Below are 6,574 nucleotides of genomic sequence, written 5' to 3'. Positions count from 1 at the left end.
CGGATGATGGGAGCGCAGCGTTTTTTGGTTACTTTTTGTCGCGTTTGACAAAAAGTGACTCGCCGTAAGGGCGAAAAGGTGAGTCAGCGTCGCCACCGCAAATGGATTGTTCGCTGATTCAAAACAGACGAATCTTGCTTCTTGCTTCTTGCTTCTTGCTTCTTGCTTCTTGCTTCTTGCTTCTTGGATGTGGGCATTCACATCGAGTAAGTATTCATTCACGCAGGTGGCGCTCAGTCACCTTTCCGCCCTTACGGCGGGTCACTTTTTGGCAAACGCCCCAAAAAGTAACCAAAAAAGGCTGGCTCCCGTCATCCGGCCCCTACGCTTCGCTCCGGGGTCCCCTCGCTACGGGCTTGCTCCCAGGAGTACGCGCTGCAGGCCCCATCCATGGGGCCTCAGCGCTTGACGGGCATCCATGCCCGTCACCTCCCTCCGCAATCCCTCCGCTCGGCCTCCTGAAGTCGCAATCGGCGGCGCCTGATCTATCGCGCGCTTAGAAGCAAAAGCAAAAGCAACGGCAACTTCAACGGCGAGATTGGTGTTACTGGGCGAATGCGCGACCTAACCCACCTGGAACACCACTGCTATCTGTTTCCTGCCACGGCCCATTCGGGCTCAACGACCAGCTCCAGCCGTTATCAAACCGGTAATAGGTACGCTGCCGGTAAAAGGTATTCGGCTGCTTCTCAAGTACGTATACACCCAGTTTCGGGTCCCAATGGCTAGCCCCGCCAGGCGGTGGCGCAAAGCTGGCCGAGGTACGTGGCATCGGTTTGGGAATCGCCGCCGGCTTGCTCGGCTGGGTCGATGGCTGCCCACCCGGCAATGGCTTGACCACCGGCCCCTGCGGCGGCACACGCTCGATCGGTGGCTCAGGCTGCTCATACGGCTGATGCACCGTACACGCAGACAAACCCAGGGCCAGGGTAATCAGGGTCAGGCGGACGGTGCTGTGCATGGCATTGCTCTCTTACTGGTCGGGGCTGTCGATGGTCAGGCGCTGGGTAGCCTGGGTGGCGCTGGGCAGTGGCGCACCCTGGCCAATCCATTCGCCGTGGGTAGGCTGGCCAGCGCGCGATACACGTGCAACCAGTTGGACTTCGGCAAATTGCGACAGTTTCATCTGCGGCATCATGGCGTCAGCATCCGACAACTCTACCTCGATCGGCAACTGCGCCACCGTCACCCGCTTGGCCGCCAACGGCATGGGCGGGCCATTGCTGGCACGGGCGAAGATGAACACGGTGTCCTCCGGCTTGACCTTGTCCTTCAACGCCGCCGCCAGTTCCACCCGCACTTTCAGGCGGGCCGCCGCAGGTGCGGGCGCAGCGTCTGCCACACCACCACCCAGGCGCTCGGCGGCGCGGTCGATACCACCCTGCAAGGCGCCACGCGATGCGTCACCTTCCGGCAACTGCGCCAGCAGGCGCTTCCAGTAGTCGATGGCCTCCTGATAACGCTCACCTTCGAAGGCAGCAATGCCACGCAGGCCCAGGCTGGTCACTTCGTTGGGGTCGGCTTTCAGGGCTTCGTCAGTCAGCGCCTGCACCTGCGGGCTCCACTGTTTGTTTGCGGCAAAGTACAGGGCCTGGGCCCATTGCCCCAGCAGCTCGGGCTGGCGCCCAGCCAGGGCCACGGCACGCTCGAAGGTGCGTGCCGCGTCAGCCGGGCGCTGTTCGGCCATGTAGGCCCGGCCCAGGAAGTACATGGCCTCGGCCGAATCCGGCTGGGCCTGCACCACACGCTCCAGGCGTGCGGTCATTTCTTCCATCGACTTGGGCGCCTCGGCAAACTCCTGGGTCAGCGCCACCTTGTCTGCCGCGCCAAAATGCAGGTACAGCCCCAAGGCCATCAACGGCACCAGCACCGCCGCCAGCAATGGCAGCGCCTTGCCCAGATGGCCCTGACGCAACGGTTCGGCACTTTCGGTATCGGCCAGCAGTTCGCGGGCAGCTTCATCGCGGCCTTTGGCCAACTGCGCTTCATCCAGCACACCAGCGGCCTGCTGGCCGGCCAGTTCGGCGATGCGCTCCTGGTACAGGGCAACGTTAAGCGCGGTACGGTCTTCTTCCTGCTGGCGACGGCGGCCACGCAGGATCGGGATCAGCAAAAAGCTGAGGGCAGCGAGCAGCAGCAGGCCCGCACTAAGCCAGAATTCAATCATGGGTCTGTTCTTTTTCCAGCAGTTTGGCGAGACGCTCGCGTTCTTCGGCAGACAACTCATTACCGCCCGGCACGGCCGGGCCGCGGCGTCGACGCACGATCACCGCCAGCACCACGAAACCACCCGCCAGCAGGATGCCCGGGCCGAACCACAACAGCCAGGTGCGCCCGCTGAGCGCTGGCTTGTAGCGCACAAAGTCGCCATAACGGTCGACCATGAAGTCGACGATCTGCTGGTTGCTCTTGCCCTCGCCCAGCATGCGGAAGATTTCCCGGCGCAGGTCGGCGGCAATCGGCGCGTTGGAGTCGGCGATGTCCTGGTTCTGGCACTTGGGGCAGCGCAGTTCCTTGGTCAGTTGCTGGTAACGCTCACGCTCGGCGTCGTCGCGGAACTGGTAGGTGTCGATGGCCGCCTTGGCCACGCCGGCCAGGCTCATGCCCAGCACGGCGGCTGCCAGCCAGCGCTTCATGGCTTGGCCTCGTCGACCAGGCCCTGGTACAGCGGCGCCAACTGCTCACGCCACACGGTGGCGTCGACAATGCCCACGTGCTTGTAGCGGATGATGCCCTTGGCGTCGATCAGGAAGGTTTCCGGCGCGCCATACACGCCCAGGTCCAGGCCCAGGCTGCCCTGCTCGTCGCGGATGTCCAGTTGGTAGGGGTTGTGGAACTCGGCCAGCCACTTCTGTGCGGCGGCGTTGTCGTCCTTGTAGTTGACCCCATGGATCACCACGCCCTGCTGGGCCAGCTGGTTCAGGTAAGGGTGCTCGACCTTGCACGACGGGCACCAGGTGGCCCACACGTTGACCAGCGCCGGGCGGCCCTGCAAGTCGGCCTGGGTCAAGGTGCGGTCGCCCTGGGTCGAGGCCAGGGAAAACGCCGGGAAGGGTTTGCCGATCATTGCCGAAGGCAGTTCGTCGGGCTTGAGGAACAACCCCTTGTAGAGGAACACCGCCACCAGCAGGAACACAGCCAGTGGGACTACCATGATCCAACGCTTCATGCAGCTGCTCCAGACACGCCCAGGGCCTCACGCACCCGGGTCTTGACCTTGACGCGGTAGCGCCGGTCGAGGGCCGCCAGCAACCCGCCCAGGCCGGTCAGCAGACCGCCCAGCCAGATCCAGCGGACATAAGGCTTGATGTGCACGCGCACCGCCCAGGCGCCATTCTCCAGCGGCTCGCCTAGGGCCACGTAGAGGTCGCGGGTGAAGCCGGCGTCGATCCCGGCTTCGGTCATCATCGACTGCTGCACGGTGTACAGGCGCTTTTCCGGGTGCAGCGTGGTCACTTCACGGCCATCGCGGCTGACCACCACGGTGCCTTTGTCGGAGATGAAGTTCGGCCCTTCGAAGTGTTTGGCGCCCTGGAACAGGAAGTGGTAACCACCCAGCTCCACGCTTTCCCCCGGGGCCATGCGCAAGTCGCGTTCGGCGCTGTTGTTGCTCGACAGCACCACGCCCAGCGCACACACCGCCAGCCCAAGGTGCGCCAACTGCATGCCCCAGTAGCTGCGGCCCAGGCCCGGCAGGCCCTTGACCAGGCCTTTGTGGCGGGTCTTGTCGAGGATGTCGCGCACCCCGCCGAGCACCACCCAGGCGGCCAGGGCGAAGGCGGTCAGGGTCGGCCAGTCGAAGTCGTCGACGATAAAACCGGCCAGTGGGGCGAGGATGGCGCTGCCGATCAGCACCGGGGTCATCATGCTGAGCAACCACTTGGCCGGGGTGTCCTTCCAGCGCACCACCACACCAATGCTCAGCACCACCATCAGCAGTGCCATCAGCGGCAGGAACAAGGCGTCGAAGTACGGCGGGCCAACCGACAGCTTGGCCCCGGTAAGCGCGTCGAGTATCAGCGGGTAAAGCGTGCCGAGCAGGATCATCGAGGCGGCCACCACCAGCACCAGGTTGTTGGCCAGCAGCAGCGTCTCACGCGACCACAGGGCGAAGCCGACCTGGCTCTTGACCACAGGCGCGCGCAGGGCGAACAGGGTGAGCGAGCCACCGACCACGAACAGCAGGAAGATCAGGATGAAGATGCCCCGCGACGGGTCGGCGGCAAACGCGTGAACCGACGTCAGTACGCCGGAACGCACCAGGAAGGTACCCAGCAGGCTCAGCGAGAACGCGGCAATCGCCAGCAGCACGGTCCAGCTTTTGAACACGCCACGCTTCTCGGTCACCGCCAGCGAGTGGATCAGCGCCGTGCCCACCAGCCAGGGCATGAACGAGGCGTTTTCCACCGGGTCCCAGAACCACCAGCCGCCCCAGCCCAGTTCGTAGTAGGCCCACCACGAGCCCAGGGTGATGCCCACGCCAAGGAAGGCCCAGGCAACGATGGTCCACGGCCGCGACCAGCGGGCCCAGGCGGCGTCCAGGCGGCCGCCGAGCAAGGCGGCGATAGCGAAGGCAAAGGCCACCGAGAAGCCCACGTAGCCCATGTACAACATCGGCGGATGAACGATCAGGCCAAAGTCCTGCAACAGCGGGTTGAGGTCGCGGCCATCGGTGGGTACCTGCGGCAGCAGGCGCTGGAACGGGTTGGACGTGATGATCAAAAAGCTCAGGAAGCCCACGCTGATCATGCCCATCACCGCCAGCACGCGGGCCAGCATCACCTGCGGCAATTGGCGCGAAAACACCGACACGGCGAAGGTCCAGCCACCCAGGATCAGCGCCCACAGCAGCAACGAACCTTCGTGGGCGCCCCACACGGCGCTGAACTTGTAGTACCAGGGCAAGGCGCTGTTGGAGTTACTGGCCACGTAGGCGACCGAAAAATTGTCGGTCATGAAGGCATGGGTCAGGCAGGCAAAGGCAAAGGCCAGGAAAGCAAACTGCCCCCAGGCTGCCGGCCGTGCCAGGCTCATCCACAGGCTGTCGCCACGCCAGGCGCCGAGCAACGGCACACTGGCCTGCACGGCGGCAAAGCAGATGGCCAGGATCATCGCCAGCTGGCCCAGTTCAGGAATTACCAGCGCCGCATTCATGGCTTGGCCTCCTCACCCGTGGCGGCCTGGCCGCTTTCCTTGAGGGCCTTGGTGACTTCGGGCGGCATGTACTTCTCGTCGTGCTTGGCCAGCACTTCATCAGCCACCACCACACCCTCTGCGTTCACCTTGCCCAGGGCGACGATGCCCTGCCCTTCACGGAACAGGTCAGGCAGGATGCCCCGATAGGTGATCGGCACCGACTTGTTGAAATCGGTGACCACAAAACGCACATCCAGCGAGTCGGACGAGCGCTGCACCGAGCCTTTCTCGACCATGCCGCCGGCGCGGATGCGGGTGTCCAGCGGCGCTTCGCCGTTGGCAATCTGGGTCGGGGTGTAGAACAGGTTGATGTTCTGCTGCAATGCGCTCAAGGCAAAGCCGACGGCAACCCCGACGCCGACCAGCAGGCCGACGATGAGCAACAGGCGTTTCTTGCGCTGCGGATTCACTGGTTGTTCTCCCGGCGCAAACGGCGCGCCTCTTCTTGCAGGTAGCGACGGCGGGCCAGCAGCGGTGCGGCGACATTCAGCGCCAGCACCGCCATACAGATGCCGTAGGCCGACCACACGTACAGGCCATGGTGGCCCATGGCGAGAAACTCACCGAAGGTGGCAAAGCTCATTGTGCGGCCCTCCGCCCCAAGCTGTTCAACACTTCGTCCTTGACCCAACTCGCACGCGCCTCGCGCTTGAGCACTTCAAGGCGCATGCGTAACAGCAGCACGGCACCGAAGAAGCAGTAGAAACCCAGCGCCGTACACAGCAACGGCAGCCACATTTCGGCGGGCATCGCCGGTTTTTCGGTAAGGGTGAAGGTGGCGCCCTGGTGCAGGGTGTTCCACCACTCCACCGAGTACTTGATGATCGGAATGTTCACCACGCCGACAATCGCCAGCACCGCGCAGGCCTTGGCTGCGCTGTCACGATTACTGATTGCCTGGCCCAGCGCAATGATGCCGAAGTACAGGAACAGCAGGATCAGCATGGACGTAAGGCGGGCATCCCACACCCACCAGCTGCCCCAGGTCGGCTTGCCCCAAATGGCACCGGTGACCAGCGCCACGGCGGTCATCCAGGCGCCGATGGGCGCGGCGCATTGCAGGGCGACGTCGGCGATTTTCATCTTCCACACCAGCCCCACCACCCCGGCCACGGCCAGCAGCACGTAGCAGGACTGCGCCAGCATCGCCGCCGGCACATGGATGTAGATGATGCGGAAGCTGTTGCCTTGCTGGTAGTCCTGGGGGGCGAAGGCCAGGCCCCAGGTAATGCCGACCAGCAGCAGGAGCACCGCAGCGCCGGCCAGCCATGGCAGCATGCGGCCGCTGATGGCATAGAACCATTTGGGGGAGCCCAGTTTGTGGAACCACGTCCAGCTTATTTTCATCAGGGTGCATCCAGGGTATTTGCCGGGCTTG

At 64.0% G+C, this 6,574-nt stretch carries 9 protein-coding genes; all 9 read right to left on the bottom strand.

Features of this window, described 5'->3' with window-relative positions; genetic code table 11:
• On the bottom strand, window positions 1-222 hold a 222-nt coding region (locus ACQKPZ_RS17685; RefSeq protein ID WP_427540495.1), incomplete at its 3' end, for a hypothetical protein.
• Window positions 223-544: 322 nt separating this feature from the next.
• Window positions 545-961 (bottom strand): hypothetical protein, encoded by a 417-nt coding sequence (locus ACQKPZ_RS17680; protein WP_016711753.1) that lies wholly within the window; start codon window positions 959-961, stop codon window positions 545-547.
• Window positions 962-973: 12 nt separating this feature from the next.
• Window positions 974-2,167, bottom strand: a complete 1,194-nt coding sequence (gene ccmI, locus ACQKPZ_RS17675; RefSeq protein ID WP_427540492.1) for a c-type cytochrome biogenesis protein CcmI — start codon at window positions 2,165-2,167, stop codon at window positions 974-976.
• Window positions 2,160-2,636: a cytochrome c-type biogenesis protein gene (locus ACQKPZ_RS17670; RefSeq protein ID WP_427540489.1), complete on the bottom strand. Its 477-nt coding sequence runs from the start codon at window positions 2,634-2,636 to the stop codon at window positions 2,160-2,162. The genes ccmI and ACQKPZ_RS17670 overlap by 8 nt, the downstream gene beginning before the upstream one ends.
• On the bottom strand, window positions 2,633-3,169 hold the full coding sequence (locus ACQKPZ_RS17665; protein WP_027615291.1) for a DsbE family thiol:disulfide interchange protein: 537 nt from the start codon (window positions 3,167-3,169) through the stop codon (window positions 2,633-2,635). The genes ACQKPZ_RS17670 and ACQKPZ_RS17665 overlap by 4 nt, the downstream gene beginning before the upstream one ends.
• Window positions 3,166-5,154: a heme lyase CcmF/NrfE family subunit gene (locus ACQKPZ_RS17660; protein ID WP_427540486.1), complete on the bottom strand. Its 1,989-nt coding sequence runs from the start codon at window positions 5,152-5,154 to the stop codon at window positions 3,166-3,168. The genes ACQKPZ_RS17665 and ACQKPZ_RS17660 overlap by 4 nt, the downstream gene beginning before the upstream one ends.
• On the bottom strand, window positions 5,151-5,606 hold the full coding sequence (gene ccmE / locus ACQKPZ_RS17655) for a cytochrome c maturation protein CcmE (protein ID WP_427540483.1): 456 nt from the start codon (window positions 5,604-5,606) through the stop codon (window positions 5,151-5,153). The genes ACQKPZ_RS17660 and ccmE overlap by 4 nt, the downstream gene beginning before the upstream one ends.
• A complete protein-coding gene (gene ccmD, locus ACQKPZ_RS17650) occupies window positions 5,603-5,779 on the bottom strand; it encodes a heme exporter protein CcmD (RefSeq protein ID WP_391132636.1) in 177 nt (58 codons plus the stop codon). Before ccmD ends, ccmE begins: the two co-directional genes overlap by 4 nt.
• Window positions 5,776-6,543: a heme ABC transporter permease gene (locus ACQKPZ_RS17645; protein WP_016711759.1), complete on the bottom strand. Its 768-nt coding sequence runs from the start codon at window positions 6,541-6,543 to the stop codon at window positions 5,776-5,778. The genes ccmD and ACQKPZ_RS17645 overlap by 4 nt, the downstream gene beginning before the upstream one ends.
• Between the last annotated feature and the right edge of the window lie 31 nt (window positions 6,544-6,574).

The organism is Pseudomonas sp. NPDC089547, from assembly GCF_050280665.1.
GTDB lineage: Bacteria > Pseudomonadota > Gammaproteobacteria > Pseudomonadales > Pseudomonadaceae > Aquipseudomonas.
This window is presented reverse-complemented; position numbering and strand designations above follow the sequence as displayed.

Bases quoted from the DNA above. Each gene is read 5' to 3' on its own strand.
- ACQKPZ_RS17680 (WP_016711753.1), bottom strand. From the start codon at position 961: ATGCACAGCACCGTCCGCCTGACCCTGATTACCCTGGCCCTGGGTTTG.
- ccmI (WP_427540492.1), bottom strand. From the start codon at position 2,167: ATGATTGAATTCTGGCTTAGTGCGGGCCTGCTGCTGCTCGCTGCCCTC.
- ACQKPZ_RS17670 (WP_427540489.1), bottom strand. From the start codon at position 2,636: ATGAAGCGCTGGCTGGCAGCCGCCGTGCTGGGCATGAGCCTGGCCGGC.
- ACQKPZ_RS17665 (WP_027615291.1), bottom strand. From the start codon at position 3,169: ATGAAGCGTTGGATCATGGTAGTCCCACTGGCTGTGTTCCTGCTGGTG.
- ACQKPZ_RS17660 (WP_427540486.1), bottom strand. From the start codon at position 5,154: ATGAATGCGGCGCTGGTAATTCCTGAACTGGGCCAGCTGGCGATGATC.
- ccmD (WP_391132636.1), bottom strand. From the start codon at position 5,779: ATGAGCTTTGCCACCTTCGGTGAGTTTCTCGCCATGGGCCACCATGGC.
- ACQKPZ_RS17645 (WP_016711759.1), bottom strand. From the start codon at position 6,543: ATGAAAATAAGCTGGACGTGGTTCCACAAACTGGGCTCCCCCAAATGG.